A 15,372-nucleotide genomic window follows, 5' to 3' on the forward strand; every position below is an offset into this window, starting at 1 on the left:
TTTCTGAATCCTGCCTTATTTCGTTAAGGCGGAAGAGGCCGGCTCGGCCTTTTCTTTTTTGAGGCCTTTGTCCAACAGTTCCCGGACAAAGAACAGCCCCTGCGCCCCGATGGATCTCAGGGTCAACGGCACCTTATGCTGGTTGGCGTGATGAAGTCCGATCAGGATTCCGCTGCCAAACGTCACGATGGAAACGGCGGCGACGGCTTCGGGAGTCGGAAAGAGCCAAAGGGCCAGACAGTCTCCCACGACATTGATCGCCAGCATGCCGAACATCTTGATCAGATTGGCTTTCGGCTTGCCGATGGCATCCAGGGTGACGCCCAGATACCGATCCAGCGGCAGCAGCAGACTGTAAACCATAAAGATTCGCACCAGCGGGGCCGCAGCTTTGTACTGCGCCCCAGCCAGCCAGACGACCAGATAATCGGCCAGCAGAAAGCCCAGTGCGGCAACGGGCACCAGGCAGATGACCAGTCCGCCCGCTTCCCGGGCCACCATCCGGCTCAGGACGCGCGGCGTGTCGTGGTGAAACGCTTTGACAATCGCCGGAATGGAAGCCGACACCACGCTCCGGAGCGGTACTTCGATAATCTGAATCAGGCGCAGCGGAATGGAATACAGCGCGATGGCTTCCGGCCCCACAAAGAACCGCAGCAGGTAAATGTCCGAATTCCGCAGCAGGCTCGACCCCAGCAGCGCGCCGATGCTGAACTTGCCGTAGCGGTAAAAGTGCTTCCGTTCCTGAAGGGTGCCCCGGGTGACGGACTGGGGAAGACACCAGCCGGCTCCAATCGAGAGCAAACTCAAACCGGCCGTCAGACCGAGGTTGGCCAGCATCATTTTCTCCTGCGTGATTCCGCCGCGGAACTGCATCCCGGCCAGAATCACAATCATGATGGCCGGGTACAGCACCTTCTGAATCTGCATCGGCCGAAACCGGGAACGAACCAGCAGCATCCAGCTGGATATATTTCCGGGAATGGAAACCATGATCGACAGTGCGAGCCACCCCAGTGCTTTTCCGTCGATGGGAATCCAGGTCTGGCCGACCAGCACCACCGCCGTTCCGAGCAGCACGCCCACGGCGCTGAACAGGAGGTTGATCTGCCAGACGGCTCCCTCCCAGCGCCGGAACCCTTTCTCCGAAGTAGAAGCCGCTCCCTGCTGAAGCAGGGCGTTGTACATCAACCCCGTCCGGACCGTATCGAAAAGCGTGTAGATCGTATACAGGTAAATAAACCCGCCCAGGGCCGAGGTGGACATCCAGCGGGCCTGGAGCGTAAAGGAAAGCAGGCTGAGTACTGTCGCGACCCCGTTGCCGAGCAGGGAAAGGACGACGTTGCTGTTCAGCAGTTTCCGGATGGACTCAAGCGGCAACTTCTTCATCCACCGTTCCTCCAGCCTTCACTTCATTCACCGGAGGCAGTCCTCCCTGCCGGACAATCGCCCGGGCTTTCGCGTATTTTTTCCAGGAGTGTCGGAACGCAAAAAGGCCCAGTCGCCAGCCCAGCGCCCCGTCCAGAAAACCTTTGTGGAGCAGGTACCACCGAACCCAGAGTGCCAGCGGCACGGCAACCTGATGGAACAGGCTGAGGCTGCGCTTGTTGCGAATCAGGTCCACGGCGGCCAGACTGCTGTATTTCTCCAGTTTCCGCTCCAGTTCCTCCCGGGTTTCGAAGGTATAATGGCTCACCGAACCCCGCAAATCCTGCTTCCGCTCGTAGCCTCTCGGACTTTCGTGCAGGTGCGCCGGACGCCGAAAATCCACCTTCTGGCGGTTCAGCAGACGGACGGTTGTATCCGGGCTCGTCACCGGGTAAAGGCAATGGACCGGCTGTCCGGCCACAAACCAGTGGCGCTGGATGGCGTAAGCATCTTCCGTAAAACCGGTTTTCTTCAATTCCTGAATATGAGCCAGCAGTTCCTGATCGGGAATTTCGTCTGAGTCGAGCGAAAAAACGTAGTCGTAGCGGCAGTTATCGATGGCAAATTGACGCTGAGCGCTGAAATTGTCGAGGGGGCGGGACAAAAAACGGCCGTTCCAACGGGCCACGATATCCGCCGTGGCATCCGTGCTGCCGCTGTCAAGAATGACCAGATCGTCGGCCACGACGCTGACGGCCTCCAGCACCTTGTGCAGGTACTTTTCGCTGTTATGTGTTAGGATATAGACCGATAACTTGCTTTTAACGGACATTGGTTACGATGATTTTATCTGACCATCCGTCTGCAAATATCAGTCCATTCCCTTTCCAAAGTGTCCTGCGTTTTGGAAAAGCCCCCATTTAGCAGACACATGTTAAAAAGAAAAGAGCTGCCCGCCAACCGGCAGACAGCTCTATCGAGTACAACAAAACCACAGTCGCACTGCATACTCTACTACGAAAGATGCAACCCTGTGGCTCTGTCGCCGTATCGTTAAGACCTAGGCATCAACCAGATATTCGTCGTGCTGGCTGACGTCCAGACCTACTTTTTCGTCTTCTTCAGAAACGCGCAGCGGCAGGATCGCGTTGGTGATCACCAGCAGCAGGTACGACATTCCGAAAGCAAAGGCCGACACAATGAGGAGGGCCTTCATGTGCTGGAAGAACAGTTCAAATTCGCCGAAAGCCAGACCTTCCACCGCAACGGCTGAGTTTACGGCTTTGGTAGCGAAGATGCCCGTCATGACCATGCCGGTCATACCGCCTACCCCGTGGCAGGGGAATACGTCCAGCGTGTCGTCCAGGTTTGATTTAGAGCGCAGGTGAGCCACAAAGTTGGAAACCAGGGCGGCAATCGTACCGATAAAGATGGAGGTCGGGATGGTTACAAAACCCGCAGCCGGCGTAATGGCCACCAGACCAACGACCGCACCGATTGCGAAGCCAAGGGCAGAAACCTTCTTGCCGCGGGCCGCGTCGAACAGCACCCAGGCCAGACCGGCCGCCGCTGCCGCCGTATTGGTCGTTGCAAAGGCCGAAGCCGCCAGCGCCGAAGCGCCTACCGCCGAACCGGCGTTGAAACCAAACCAGCCGAACCACAGCAGACCCGTACCCAGCAGCACGAACGGAATGTTGGCGGGGGGCAGGAAGTTGGCTTCCTCGTGTGACTTACGACGCTTCAGGTAAATGGCACCGGCCAGAGCTGCCCAGCCCGCCGACATGTGTACTACCGTACCCCCGGCGAAATCCAGAACGCCCATCTTGAACAGGAAGCCGTCCGGATGCCAGGTCCAGTGCGCCAGCGGAGTATAAACCAGCAGGCTGAAAAGTATCATGAACAGGACGTAAGACCGGAAGTTGATCCGCTCAGCCATTGAACCCGTTACCAGTGCGGGCGTAATGACGGCGAACTTCAGTTGGAAGAAGGCGAACACCACCAGAGGAATGGTCGCGGCCAGGCTCCAGGGCTTGCCGTCGAGCACGCCGTTGAACATGAAGAACGTGGCCGGATTACCTATAAAACCACCAATTGATTCACCAAAAGCAAGGCTAAAGCCGCACACCACCCACAGAATGCTGATGACACCCATCGCGATAAAGCTCTGGAGCATGGTCGAAATAACGTTTTTGCTGTTCACCATGCCGCCGTAGAAGTAAGCCAGACCGGGGGTCATGAGCAGAACGAGGGCAGACGAGACGAGCATCCAGGCGGTATCACCGGAATTGATTCCTTCGGTTACGATTTGGCCCGGAACGGCATTAAACTGAGGCAGGATGCCCAGTACGCTGATGAGCAGCAGTACCAGGAGAGGGAGGTAAGAGGATTTTTTCATGGCAAGAATCAACTGGTTTTGATTGTACTAATGATAAGTCCGTTTACGTATGGGTTGGTGGCTGATCGTGGTGAAGTGTAATCTGACTTTGGGTTATCCGATAAAACGACCAGCCACCTTTTTTTAGAATTTGTAGATGAACGCCAGACCCACCGTGGACTGGGACGACTTCGTAAAGTTGCCGTCCTTGTCTTCGAACTGGAGCTGCCGCTCAGCACCGCGAACGTCCGGCTTCGCGTAGCTGTCCAGACGGAACTCCGGTTTGATGAGCAGATGGCCCGAAGCGGCCGTGATAACGCCCGTCAGTGTGACGGAATTTACGTTCGTACCTTCCCCCAGACGGTTCCGCAGAGCGCGGGCGCCGCTGGTGTTGTCAAAGTATTCGTAGCGGGCACCCAGGGAGAAGTTGCTCGACACGGCGTAGTTGGAGTAGAGCGCAACGCCGCCCCAGCCCGATTTGCCGTCTTTCACCGGGGCAAAGCCCTGGATGTCTTTTTTCTGCGAGCCAACGGCCGCGTTCAGGCCGAGGAAGAACTTCTCGGTGATCTGGTAGGTGGTCGTCAGGTCGAACAGGGCGTACGAACCGCTCACTTTGCCGAGCGAGTCATCCGAAGCTTCGTTGCTGACGATCCCGTTCAGGTAAACGTTCCAGCCGGAAGCAGGCGACACAAAGAACTGACCGATCAGGCCCTTTGCCCGGTTGTTGTCGTTGAGGTTGTCCACGTTGTTGACCAGACCCAGCATCAGGGACGATTTATCGCTGAAGGCATAGGTCCCTTTGACGCCGATATGGTAGAAAGGACCGTTGTTGAAGAGGTTCGACAGCGAGTAGTTGTAGTTGACCGGGGCGTCGATCACCTCGTAGCCAATGTGCGTGCCGAACTGACCGGCGGTGATGCTGAGCTTGTCGGTGGCTTTCCAGTTAAAATAAGCCTGTTTGATGGCCAGGGCCGTGGTGCCCCGTCCGAGCGGCCCGATCAGGTTGCCGTACTGGCCGAGGTCGGCGTTCGGACCGAAGGTGAGGTCAACTACGACGTCGGACTTGTCGTTGCTGTAACCGATTTTGGTTTGTACCAGGCCGAGGGAAAACTGGCCGGCGGTGATGTCGAAAGCCCGGGCGTTGGAAGCTCCCAGGTTGCTGCGGCTCTTGGGTTTGTTCAGGTTGCCGAGGTAATAGCTGTCAATATAACCGGAGAAGGTGAACTTCCCCTTGTTTTCTTCTTCTTTGGGCTTAGCGGAATCTACAGTTACGTCCTGAGCTCCCGAAAGCAGGGAGGTAAGCATAAAGCCTACTAGTAATAAAGGTTTTTTCATAATAAAACTTTGGTTGTAGGTAGCAGATTGCGAATAATGTTTTGTCGGAACAAATATTAATAATACAATTTTATAAATCAAGCATGGAGTCAAAAAAGAAGGAAACTTTCTTACTTTTTACATGTTTATCTAAAAATTATCCCTATTCCAGAACCTGTTTTTCCATATTCGAACACTTTTCTTTGACTTTTCCCTTTTTTAAAAACTTAAAACCTAAACCATCATATAAAATCCATCCAATCGGCAATTTTTCACAATCCTTGCCATAGTGAAATTTTTTCAACCATTAATGCTATACAGATAAGGCCATAAAAAAAGCCCCGCCAGCTGGCGGGGCTTCCTATTGAGGACGGTATTTATTTACACGGGTTCGGCGTGCAGCCAGGCTTTCTTGGCCAGCAACGTTCCTTCCTCTTCGACATGTTCAGGATCCGGGACGCAGCAGTCAACGGGACATACCGCGGCGCACTGGGGCTCCTCGTGGAAACCAACGCACTCCGTACACTTATCAGAAACGATATAATAAAACTCGTTGGAAACCGGAGCCTGGGCTTCTTTGCCGCTAACGACGGTACCATCACCGAAATCAACTACATCAAGCGCCGTTCCCCCGCCCCAGGTCCACTCAACGCCGCCTTCATAGATGGCCGTGTTCGGACATTCCGGTTCGCAGGCACCGCAGTTGATGCACTCGTCTGTGATCATGATTGCCATATGTCGTACAATATTTTAACGATTAGAAATCGATAAGCAGAAGGCCTGTTTCGGAAAGCGGCCGCTCTGTATGTGAATTTATGCTATTTATTTCGCCCGGTTTCTGGGCGCTTATTAAACAACAAATATAATTATTTAAAGGTTGACGCCAAACTTAATTTTAATTTTGGGGGTTGAATACCAACATACTGCTTATCATAATTTATTATATGCTATTACCGCAAAGAATAGAGGCTTTTGTTCAGCTGGGTAACTTCCTGAGAGACAAGGATAATCAACCGGAAATTCAGGAGGCGGCCGAACGCGCCCGCGGCGGCAATCCCTGGTTTACGGTCGAGAACAGTCTCCAGGCACTGGCAGCATTGGCCGGTACTTTTCTGACCCGGGAGGCTCTGACGCAGTGGACCTCAAACTATTCACCAGAACCCTCCGTAAGCCGTTCTGTAGGCGTGGTCATGGCCGGTAACATTCCGGCGGTCGGTTTTCATGACCTTCTGAGCATTCTCATCAGCGGACACCGGGCCCTGCTGAAGCCAAGCTCCCAGGATATTGCACTTATCCAATTTTTAATAAAAAAAATAACAGGAATCAGCCCGGAACTGGGCGAACGGGTCCGCTTCGTGGAACGCATCAACGAAGCCGAAGCCTACATCGCAACCGGGAGCGACAACACGGCCCGGTACTTCGAACAGTACTTTGCCAAAAAGCCGCATATCATCCGCAAGAACCGCAGTTCCGTGGCCCTTCTGGACGGACAGGAAACGCCGGACGACTTCAGGGCACTCGGCCACGATATTCTGGACTACTTCGGACTGGGCTGCCGGAACGTGTCTACCCTGCTCGTTCCGCAGGACTATGATTATACCGCCCTGCTCGATACGCTGATGCCGATGGCGCCGACCTACGTCAACCACCATAAATACGTCAACAACTACGATTACAACAAGTCGATTTACCTCGTCAACGGCGTGCCCCATCTGGACAACGGATTCCTGCTGCTGACCGAAAACCCGGGGCTGGTTTCGCCCATTTCGGTGGTTTACTGCCAGCCGTATGCTTCTCCCGAAGCCGCCGCCCAGTGGCTGGCCGAACGGAGCCACAAAATTCAGGTGATCGCCTCCCGGCAGGGAACGTTTCCCGGCAGCGTCCCGTTCGGACAAACCCAGCGGCCCGGCCTGACGGACTATGCCGACGGAGTGGACACGATGCGCTTCCTCGAAAGCCTCTGAGCCGAATCATCCCGCAGAAAAAAGCCGACCCGCCAGAGTCGGCTCATTCGGAGAAGGTCAATCCTTCTCCTTTTTCTTTTTCAGGACCGCGATGGGCTGCTGCGACTGGACATTCAAATCCAGTTTGCGGACCGGATTGCGCAACCCAATCACGTTGTTGAACTGCTGGCTGGTCCCGATCACTGATAGATTGTAGTCGCCGGCCGGCACTTCGGTCATATCAAATTTGTAATGATGCCTGTCCATCTTGCAATACGCTTCGTAAAGCACTTCGCCACGGTTATTCTTCATCACAATCCGGAGCGATTCCCGAGCCGGGTTGACCACGTACAGATTGAGATAATACCCGTCGTATGACGGAAAGGCGTTGATCTGAAATCCGGGTCCCGAATGGCCCTGACGGACAGCGTTGGCCAGATTCAGGGACGACGATTTCAGCGACTCCGCTACCCGGGTCGGGGTAGTCACCCGGGTCGGAGTAGTCAGATTCGCCAGAATCCGATCCAGTTCCCGGACGTTTCGCCGCGTGAGCGCGATGTATTGCCCGGCCAGTTCTTCTTCGTGCACCATCTGGCTGTCTGCGCCGAAGAAGCGGATCTTCGTCCGGTTGGCTTTGTAATCGGTGTACACATTCCAGAAAGGCTTGGAGGCCCTTTCTGCCTTTCCGTAGCCCGGATGGCTGAAATATTCCTGAACGGAGTCATTTTCCTGGGCCAGCAAAGGGGCGGCCAGCAGCAGGAACGCTCCAAGGGCAACCAGCCGGGCGAATCGGAGGTAGCTTTCATTTTTCATAACGAGCAGGATTTGGTTTTGGCTGCTTGGTCGCGGGAACGGGGCTGCGCGGTAACAACTAGGAAAAAAATTTTGCGGTCCCGGTAATTTTCGTGATCTTTCTTCGCACCACCCCAGAACCTATGCGGCTCTTTTCCAGGCAACTATCCGACCAGGAATTAGTAGAAGGTATCCGGAACGAAGGCCCCCGGCGTCGTTATTTCGAGAACAAGCTTTACGATCAGTTTGCTTACCTGATCCGCGACGGCGTCCGCAAAAACCGCCTGAGCGAAGAGGATGCCGCCAGCGCTTATTCGGACGCTATTTTTACCGTCATTGAGCACATCAGCAACGGCCGTTTTGAGGGCCTGGCGAAGCTCAAAACCTACCTGACCCGGATTTTCACCAACAAGTGTGTTGACTTTATTCGAAAGAACACGACTAATCGAAGTAGCGTAAACCAGGCCGTGTCGCTCGACGATCTGGCCGTTCAGATTCCGGATTCGGTCAAATCGGTCGTCCAGGGTCTCATCAGCCAGCAGGAGCACGACCTGTTGCGGGCCCGCCTGCAAACGCTCACCGGCAAGTGCCGGGAGATGCTGTTGACTTGGGCAGAAGGTTTCTCTGACGCCGAAATTGCGGAGACCCTGGGCTACCATTCTGCCGCGGTTGCCAAAACCAGCCGCTTACGCTGCCTTGAACAATTGCGGGAACTTTATCGGACCAGCAAGTCATGACGCCATTCGAACAGATAGACGATTATTTTAACGGACAGATGCCGCCCGAGGAGCGCAGCCGCTTCGAGGACGCCATCCGGACCGACGGGGAACTGGCCGAGGCCGTTGCCTTTTATCTGAGTGCCCGGCAAGCTGCCAAAACCGAATACCGTCGGCAGCGCCGCCAGGAGTGGGAAGCCCGCCGCCCGGTGGTGCCGGAGGCCGAACCCCGCCGGGTCAGGGTGTGGTCCTACGCCGCGGCAGCCAGCCTGGCGCTGTTGCTGGGCGTGAGCTGGTACCTCCAGGAGGCAAACCCGTCCGCTCAGGAAATGGCCGACCAGTACGCCACCGAAATCACCACGCTCGGCCGGACGATGGGCAGTGAGCAGGATTCGCTGCAGCGGGGCATCCGCCTGTATAACGAAGGCCGGTTTTCCGAGGCCCTTGCCCTGTTCGATCAGCAGCTGGCGCGCGATCCGGCCAACGAAAAAGCGCTCGAACTTTCGGGAATTGTTTCCCTCCGCACCGGGAATTACGACCAAGCCATCAACCAGTTCGACCGGCTGAGCCGCCGCACCGAGTTAGCCTCCAATCCCGGCCTGTATTACAAAGCCGTGGCGCTTCTGAAACGGAATTTACCGAATGATAAAAAGGAAGCCCGCCAGTTGCTGGAGACCTTGATTAAGAGGAACTTGGATGGAAGCCGCGAAGCCAGTCGCCTTCTGGAAGAATTTTAACTAATCCACACTAAACCTCTACCGCTATGGACGCTTCTTCGCTGTTCTCCCCCAACGATTTGGAATCGCTGCAGGCGCTGCTGCTCAGAAACAACTATCCGGTCAAACTCGTCAACGGCAGTCTCGCTGTGCCCAACCAGTATATTGTACAGATTCCATCCGGAGGCTTTCTAAAAAACAACGGGCCTTCGCCCCAGATGAGAAAGTGGTTGCGTGAGATGGAAAAAGGAAAGGAATGTGTAGCGGAAGTGCGCCTTTGGAATCACTCGAAGAATACCACTGTCAGAATTGGGGAAGTAACAACGAGGGCTATTCAACTGTGCAGGTGCTGCCCGTTTATGGTTATCGAAGTTATTGGTGATCAGCCAATCCTGGATGCTTTAAATGACCGGGCCCTGCTGAGTCCCGGCGGCGACAATACGCCCACGGGCTCCATGCTTGCGGTAATGTCAATTAACGCGTATGCGTTCAGTTCCCCCGGCGGCGACAATTCCCGCACGGGCTCGCTTACCTCTTCGGACAATGACGTGCTCGCTAAGGCCCAATCCGCTGCTTTGGAAGGTTTATTACACCCGAGAGAAGAACAGGAACTTTCAACTTCTTGGGGAGAAGGTAGCCACGGCATGGTCTCTGGCAGGAAGGAGCCCGTTCGGGTGGCGGTGATTGACTCGGGGTTTCGGGCAACCTACCTGCAGGGCACCGGCGTGGCCGTTTCTATCTGGCGGGGCGGTAGCCAAACGTCAGCGTGCGGGATTACCGGCGACGAAAAAGGCTGGAATTTTGTCGGCAGACCGACCATTGCCGAGATTACCGGAGGCATCCGAGAGGTAGGTAACCAGATTGTAAACGATTTTGAAAACGGCAATCCCGACGACGACCATTTTGGCCATCATGGCACGCTGGTGTCGGCCATTATCACCGACACGGCCCGTCAGACCTCCGGTGGACCCAGTCCGTCTATTATGGTCCTGAAAGCCTTCGATTCGAAGGGCATCGGTACGCTTTTCACCGTGTTGTGCGCCCTTTGTTATGCCCAGGAGCATGAGGCTGACATCATCAACGCCAGTTTTGTCATTCCCGCCACCGGCGGTATTGAGTTGTTAGAGAGGTGTCTTACGGAACTGGAAGACCGCAATATTCTGCTGGTGTGTGCCGCCGGAAACCGACCGAACCGACATGTCCAGCGAGGCACTGAACTGGCTTATAACCTATTTCCCGCCTGCTACAGCGAAACTTACCGCAATATCATCACCGCCACCACGATCTGGGAAGAGCCGGACCAAACTCAGGATGGTCTCCCGTGGGGCTTTGAAAACTATTCGGATCGGTTTGTCAATATCGCCATTCAGGCCAATCACCCCCAGGAGGCAAACGACGGTTATTATCTATTTCCCCGTAATGGAAATGGTAATCGGTTTTCGTTTGCCGGAAGCTCTTTTGCAACGGCGTACATGTCGGGCATGGCGGCCGCTGTTTTACAGCACCACTACGGCGCTTCGACATTAACAGCGACCCATCTACGGGAAACCATCCTCTACGCAATAAATCCCCGTATCCTTTCGCCCACTACTGGATTTATCAAGAATGGTAGATACAAAGTCATTCCATAGCGCATTAGTTCTGCTGTTTTTCGGCGGAACTGTGTTTGGCCAGTGCCCTCCGCGCCCGGCCCTGGTACGGTCGTACCAGACGCTGACCCGCTCGGCGGTGTCTCCGCAATACCCGGACCTGCTCCGGATTGCCGGGCAATGGGAATCCTGCGGCTACCCGCAGGATTCCCTGTTTCTGGACCTGCTCTACCACATCGGCCGGGATGCGGGTAACCACCGGGCCGACTCGGTGGCGCTGGGGGTCGCCCGCCGCGCCCTGACCATTGCCCAACACCCGTCCGCAGCCCTGAGTCCGTCGGATTTACCCAAAGCCCTGTTTCGACTGGGCAAGGTCTCGACGCTGCTTAGCCAGCGGGAACAGGCCGGGGCTTACCTGGACCAGAGCATCACCCTCAGTCTGGCCCGAAACACCTGGCGCTGGGCCGCGCTGGCCGCCGCGGGAAAAGCTTTTCTGAGTTACTCGACCGGCGATTTGGAAGTCAGCCTGAGCTGGTCCGAAAAAGGCATCGGCTGGGCCCGCAAAGCCCGCAACACCGAAGCACTGCTGTACAATCAGTACGAACGGGTGCGGGTGTTGCAAACCATGAAAAACAGCGGTAAACTGGATGAAGCACTCGCCCTGTGTCTTTCCATTCTTGCGGAAAGCCGACAGGGCGGCAGTCTGTTGTCCGACCAGGCCCTTTACAACCGGACTATCGGCAATATTCTGAAAAGAAAAGGGCAGCCGGCCCGGGCTGAACCGTATTTCCTTGAGGCGCTCCGATTAACGAAATCGCTTAATAATCAAGAACAAATCGCCTCCTGCGAACTGGAGCTGGGTTTTTATTATTACGACCTCGCCCAGTACGAAAAAGCGCTGTACTACTACGGGCAGGCGCTCGCCAAAGCCACCGACTTCAACCGGAAAGCCCGGCTCTATAACAACATCGGTGCGGCTTACTGGAAGAAAAAAAACTTTGAAACGGCCCTGCAATACTACCAGAAAGGCTTTCACGTCCTCAAAACGGGCTTCAACGATACACTGAACCTTGCCCTGAATCCATCCGGGCAGGCCATGCGTCTGTCGGCCCAGAAGGAGTACCTGCTCACGCTTGTACAGGATAAGGCCGACACCTGGCTCGATTATGCAAAATCCACCGGAAACCGGGCTTATTTTCGTCACGCGCTGAACACCTACGCCCTGGCCGACAAAATGGTGGACTTCATGCGCTGGGAGCATACGGGCACTCTCTCCAAAATCTTCTGGCGGAGCCAAACCAAAGGCATGTACGAACGGGCCATCGAAACCTGCGCCCATTTGAACGATGCCAACGCGGCTTACCGGTTCTTCGAAAAAAGCCGGGCGGTGCTCCTGATGGACCGGCTGAACGAACTCGGCGCCCGCCAGAAACTGCTGCCCCGGCAACTGGAAGAAGAAGCCCGTCTGGTTCAGCAGGTGAGTTCGCTTCAGAACCGGCTCGCCGAACCCCAGGCCGGTACGGCCCGGTACGATCAGGTGCTGGCCCAGCTCCTGTCCGCGCAGGCACAGCTGGATGATTTTCGCCGACGCCTGGAAACCTCCAACCCGGCTTACTTCCGCTACAAATTCGACAACCGGGTCGATACGCTGCCGCTCGTCCAGCAGTGGTTGAAAAAAGAAAACGCCTCGCTGGTTACGTACTTTGTCGGTGATCAGGATCTTTATGTGCTGGGCGTAACGCCCCAAAGCAAGGTGCTGCTTCGCCAGCCCATTGCCAACTACCGCCAAAACGCCGACACCTTCATGCGCCTGCTGTCGGACGGGTCGGCCCAGAACCGAAACATGCCCCTCTTTCTGGGCAGTTCCAACGCGCTGCACAGGCAGTTGCTGGCCCCCCTGCGGCTTCCCAAAGGCCGGGTGATTGTCTCGCCCGACGGCTCCTTTATTCCGTTTGATGCCCTAAGCCGGTCAACGGCGGCCCCCGAATATGCCGTCAACGACTACGCTTTCAGCTACACGTACTCGGTCCAGAACCTGCTCCGGCCCCGGGCGGAGGCTCGTTCGGCCGGTTCCCTGCTGGGTGTAGCGCCGGTGCAGTATTACTCTCATCTGGGACAAACGTCGCTGCCCGGTTCGGATGAGGCGCTGGGAAAGATCAGCGAGCAGTTTTCCAGCCCCCGGCTTCTGCTTCGGCAGGACGCCACGAAGGCCGCTTTTCTGGAAAATGCCCCGGATTACAAAGCCATTCACCTCTACACGCATGCCGATGCCGATAGTGTAGGCCGTGAACCCATCCTGTATTTTGCCGACTCGACGCTTCGGCTGTCGGACCTCCAGTTCGAACTGCCCAATACGCAGCTGGTTTCCCTGCTGGCCTGCAAAACAGCCGTGGGTATTCACCAGCGGGGAGAAGGCGTTTTTAGTCTGGCGCGCGGCTTCACCAGCGTGGGCGTTCCGAGCATCCTGACGACCTTATGGAGCGTGGAAGACCGGCCCACCTATGCAATTGCCGAGCGCTTTTTTGCCTATCTCAACGACGGGCTTCCCAAAGACCTGGCCTTGCAGCGAGCCAAAATTGATTATTTGAAAGACGCGGACCGCGGCGGGGCGCTGCCCGTCCACTGGGCCGGGCCGATTCTGGTAGGCGACAGCCACCCGCTTTCTACGGGCACGGGCCGTTGGTGGACAGCTGGTCTGCTTCTGTTCGCCGGCGCGGCGCTTTACGGCGGCTGGCGGTTCTGGCGCACCCGATCCCGGCAAGCCGGAACCCTGATGCCTCACTGGTAAACCCGAACGTAATCGATCTCCAGACGGCGAGGCCAGATGGTCTCATCCACCCCCTTCTGACCGCCCCAGTTACCACCTACGGCCAGATTCAGGATGAGGTAATACGGCTGGTCCAGGGGCCACTGGCTTTCCTTGGCCCCCAAATCCGCTTTGGTCACGGAGTAAAACCGCTGGTCGTTGATCAGGAAGTCGAGCCGGTCCGCTGTCCATTCCACGGCGTAGACGTTGAAGTCGGCGGTGGCGTTCGGAACCGTCAGGCGGCCCGATTTCTGGGTGCCTTTGACGTGGTTGTAGTCGTCGGTATGCAGCGAGCCGTGGACCACATTTTCGTCGAAGCCCACGTGCTCCATGATGTCGATTTCGCCGCAGAGCGGCCAGCGGGTGTGCGAAATATTGCTGCCCAGCATCCAGATCGCGGGCCAGGTTCCGCGCCCCGACGGTAGTTTGGCCCGGACTTCGATGCGGCCGTACTTCCATTCGGCAATGCCTTTGGTAATCAGTTTGGCGGAGGTATACTCCCGGTTTTCATGCTTTTCTTTCCGGGCTTCAATCACCAGCAGGCCGTTTTCGACCCGGGCATTTTCCGGGCGTGAGGCGAGGTAATACTGGAGTTCGTTGTTGCCGAAGCCGTGCCCGCCGACATCGTATTTCCACTTCTTCGTATCCGGCAAACCGGGTTTGTCAAACTCATCCGCCCAGACCAGTTTGCGTTTGGCCGGCGGGTTGGAATCTACCGTTGACGACTGACAATTGAGAAACAGGACTGCGTGCAGAACGGCAGTCAGAAAGACTTGGGACACGGCTGGGGGCTTTTTTTGGAAAAAGTCGGGAAAGCCCCGAACCTACTTTGCCCCGAACGCCCAAAGCAGAAAGTCGGGCATGACGGCACCCCAGGTTTCGGGGTTGTGGTGCCCGCCTTTTACCTCCACATACCTGACTTCTTTGCCCCAGCGGTAGCCTTTCCGTTCCAGTTCGGCGATGAGGTCGAGGGTATCGTCGATGGAATCAATAACGCCGTCATTGTCGCGGTCATCGGTTTCATCCAGCGTGCCCGTCTGCAGCCAGAACCGAAGGCCCGGCCGTCGCTTTCCCTCGCGAACGAGCTGCTGCATGATCCGGTCGTTGTCGGTGTAGGCTTTATCAAACGCTTTGCTGCGCCACCAGAACGAACCCGAAAAAGCGCCCGCCCGGCGAAACAGTTCCGGGTGATTCCAGACCAGATCAAAGGCCGACAGGCCGCCCAGCGAGAAGCCGGCAAAAGCCGACTCGTCGGGGTTGCTGCTAACGTGCCAGTGCCGCTGCACATGCGGCAGCAGTTCTTTTTCGACAAAACGGGCGTAATCCGCCGCTTTGCTCCCGCGGTTCATGTAGTCCGGCCGGGCGGCGGTGCCGTACTCCTGAATCCGGTCGCCGCAGTGGATGGCGACCAGCACAAACGGCCGGATGCCCCCGCTGGCGTACAGCGAATCGAGGACCGGCTTCATCCGCAGCCGGTCGAGGTCCTGCCCGTCGTTGAGGTAAAGGACCGGATACCGCTGCTGGTCGGGGCGGTAGCCGGGCGGCAGCAGAATGTCGAGCCGAACCGGACGGTTCAGGTACACGGAGGTCAGGGTTTCGTCCCGCTGCATGGTTACGGTGTCGCCCGGGGACGCTTCGGTTGGTATATTCATTAATAAGAAAAAAATGAGTAGCTGCAAAAACGGCATGGGCTGGCGGGGAATGAACCGCAAAGTTTGGAAAAAATAGCGACTCGGCCTTGTCGCCGGTAAAAT

General features: G+C 56.3%; 13 protein-coding genes. 5 read left to right on the forward strand and 8 right to left on the reverse strand.

Features of this window, described 5'->3' with window-relative positions; all coding sequences use genetic code 11:
• Positions 1–15: 15 nt before the first annotated feature.
• The 5 genes from ORG26_RS23095 to ORG26_RS23115 form a co-directional block, all read right to left on the reverse strand.
• A complete protein-coding gene (locus tag ORG26_RS23095) occupies positions 16–1,389 on the reverse strand; it encodes a lipopolysaccharide biosynthesis protein (RefSeq protein ID WP_266366016.1) in 1,374 nt (457 codons plus the stop codon).
• Positions 1,370–2,200, reverse strand: coding sequence for a glycosyltransferase family 2 protein (locus ORG26_RS23100; protein WP_266366017.1), 831 nt, complete (start codon positions 2,198–2,200; stop codon positions 1,370–1,372). The genes ORG26_RS23095 and ORG26_RS23100 overlap by 20 nt, the downstream gene beginning before the upstream one ends.
• Positions 2,201–2,428: 228 nt before the next feature.
• Positions 2,429–3,763, reverse strand: a complete 1,335-nt coding sequence (locus ORG26_RS23105) for an ammonium transporter (protein WP_266366018.1) — start codon at positions 3,761–3,763, stop codon at positions 2,429–2,431.
• A gap of 123 nt (positions 3,764–3,886) precedes the next feature.
• Positions 3,887–5,077, reverse strand: coding sequence for an outer membrane beta-barrel protein (locus ORG26_RS23110; protein WP_266366019.1), 1,191 nt, complete (start codon positions 5,075–5,077; stop codon positions 3,887–3,889).
• A 360-nt stretch (positions 5,078–5,437) separates the two neighbouring features.
• A complete protein-coding gene (locus ORG26_RS23115) occupies positions 5,438–5,791 on the reverse strand; it encodes a 4Fe-4S dicluster domain-containing protein (protein ID WP_266366020.1) in 354 nt (117 codons plus the stop codon).
• A 209-nt stretch (positions 5,792–6,000) separates the two neighbouring features.
• On the opposite strand from ORG26_RS23115, the gene ORG26_RS23120 reads away from it, so the two are divergent.
• Positions 6,001–7,020, forward strand: a complete 1,020-nt coding sequence (locus ORG26_RS23120; protein WP_266366021.1) for an acyl-CoA reductase — start codon at positions 6,001–6,003, stop codon at positions 7,018–7,020.
• Positions 7,021–7,077: 57 nt separating this feature from the next.
• Here ORG26_RS23120 and ORG26_RS23125 read toward each other — a convergent pair whose 3' ends face one another.
• A complete protein-coding gene (locus tag ORG26_RS23125) occupies positions 7,078–7,812 on the reverse strand; it encodes a hypothetical protein (RefSeq protein WP_266366022.1) in 735 nt (244 codons plus the stop codon).
• 122 nt (positions 7,813–7,934) lie between these two features.
• On the opposite strand from ORG26_RS23125, the gene ORG26_RS23130 reads away from it, so the two are divergent.
• Genes ORG26_RS23130 through ORG26_RS23145 form a run of 4 tightly spaced genes read left to right on the forward strand, consistent with a single transcriptional unit; the run spans position 7,935 to position 13,600 of the window.
• A complete protein-coding gene (locus ORG26_RS23130; protein ID WP_266366023.1) occupies positions 7,935–8,528 on the forward strand; it encodes an RNA polymerase sigma factor in 594 nt (197 codons plus the stop codon).
• Positions 8,525–9,244: a tetratricopeptide repeat protein gene (locus tag ORG26_RS23135; RefSeq protein WP_266366024.1), complete on the forward strand. Its 720-nt coding sequence runs from the start codon at positions 8,525–8,527 to the stop codon at positions 9,242–9,244. Before ORG26_RS23130 ends, ORG26_RS23135 begins: the two co-directional genes overlap by 4 nt.
• Positions 9,245–9,270: 26 nt before the next feature.
• Positions 9,271–10,854 (forward strand): S8 family peptidase, encoded by a 1,584-nt coding sequence (locus tag ORG26_RS23140; protein ID WP_266366025.1) that lies wholly within the window; start codon positions 9,271–9,273, stop codon positions 10,852–10,854.
• On the forward strand, positions 10,829–13,600 hold the full coding sequence (locus ORG26_RS23145) for a CHAT domain-containing protein (protein WP_266366026.1): 2,772 nt from the start codon (positions 10,829–10,831) through the stop codon (positions 13,598–13,600). The genes ORG26_RS23140 and ORG26_RS23145 overlap by 26 nt, the downstream gene beginning before the upstream one ends.
• Here ORG26_RS23145 and ORG26_RS23150 read toward each other — a convergent pair.
• Positions 13,591–14,400 carry a glycoside hydrolase family 16 protein gene (locus tag ORG26_RS23150; protein ID WP_266366027.1) on the reverse strand — a complete coding sequence of 270 codons (810 nt, stop codon included), beginning with the start codon at positions 14,398–14,400 and terminating at the stop codon, positions 13,591–13,593. The genes ORG26_RS23145 and ORG26_RS23150 overlap by 10 nt on opposite strands.
• Positions 14,401–14,442: 42 nt before the next feature.
• Positions 14,443–15,270, reverse strand: coding sequence for an alpha/beta hydrolase (locus ORG26_RS23155; protein ID WP_266366028.1), 828 nt, complete (start codon positions 15,268–15,270; stop codon positions 14,443–14,445).
• Positions 15,271–15,372: the final 102 nt, after the last annotated feature.

The organism is Tellurirhabdus rosea (genome assembly GCF_026278345.1).
GTDB classification, from domain to species: domain Bacteria; phylum Bacteroidota; class Bacteroidia; order Cytophagales; family Spirosomataceae; genus Tellurirhabdus; species Tellurirhabdus rosea.

Coding starts and splice junctions, on each gene's coding strand:
- ORG26_RS23095 (WP_266366016.1), bottom strand. CDS start 1,389: ATGAAGAAGTTGCCGCTTGAGTCCATCCGGAAACTGCTGAACAGCAAC.
- ORG26_RS23100 (WP_266366017.1), bottom strand. CDS start 2,200: ATGTCCGTTAAAAGCAAGTTATCGGTCTATATCCTAACACATAACAGC.
- ORG26_RS23105 (WP_266366018.1), bottom strand. CDS start 3,763: ATGAAAAAATCCTCTTACCTCCCTCTCCTGGTACTGCTGCTCATCAGC.
- ORG26_RS23110 (WP_266366019.1), bottom strand. CDS start 5,077: ATGAAAAAACCTTTATTACTAGTAGGCTTTATGCTTACCTCCCTGCTT.
- ORG26_RS23115 (WP_266366020.1), bottom strand. CDS start 5,791: ATGGCAATCATGATCACAGACGAGTGCATCAACTGCGGTGCCTGCGAA.
- ORG26_RS23120 (WP_266366021.1), top strand. CDS start 6,001: ATGCTATTACCGCAAAGAATAGAGGCTTTTGTTCAGCTGGGTAACTTC.
- ORG26_RS23125 (WP_266366022.1), bottom strand. CDS start 7,812: ATGAAAAATGAAAGCTACCTCCGATTCGCCCGGCTGGTTGCCCTTGGA.
- ORG26_RS23130 (WP_266366023.1), top strand. CDS start 7,935: ATGCGGCTCTTTTCCAGGCAACTATCCGACCAGGAATTAGTAGAAGGT.
- ORG26_RS23135 (WP_266366024.1), top strand. CDS start 8,525: ATGACGCCATTCGAACAGATAGACGATTATTTTAACGGACAGATGCCG.
- ORG26_RS23140 (WP_266366025.1), top strand. CDS start 9,271: ATGGACGCTTCTTCGCTGTTCTCCCCCAACGATTTGGAATCGCTGCAG.
- ORG26_RS23145 (WP_266366026.1), top strand. CDS start 10,829: ATGGTAGATACAAAGTCATTCCATAGCGCATTAGTTCTGCTGTTTTTC.
- ORG26_RS23155 (WP_266366028.1), bottom strand. CDS start 15,270: ATGAATATACCAACCGAAGCGTCCCCGGGCGACACCGTAACCATGCAG.